Here is a 280-nt window from a genome sequence, read left to right as displayed (position 1 = left end):
GATGTAGCCCAAGATGCCGCCCTGATAAAAATCAATCGGACGCCATTGGATGCCCAAGGCTTGGGCTTCTTTGATGAGCGGGCCATCGGAAGAGGCAAGGACGACCTCGTGGCCGCGCTGCCTGAGCAACCGTCCCAAGCGGAAGGTCGCATTTTCAGTGCCGCCGAGGCCGGACATGGAAGTAGTCAAAACAATTTTTTTCATATCGTGTTTTCTATCAAGGGGTGTATCGGTACGCGGTATACGCCGTATCGCGCTGCGGCAGGACGCTGTACAGGAA

The 280-nt window shown here is 55.4% G+C and carries 1 pseudogene; it reads right to left on the bottom strand.

The features are described 5' to 3' along the window. Positions 1 to 204: pseudogene (locus ACTHS3_RS17765) on the bottom strand (hypothetical protein); the annotation flags it as partial. Between the last annotated feature and the right edge of the window lie 76 nt (positions 205 to 280).

It is taken from the genome of Neisseria sp. P0009.S007 (genome assembly GCF_051962515.1).
The sequence above is the reverse complement of the archived record's forward strand: the minus strand, read 5'-3'. Positions and strand labels throughout refer to the sequence as shown.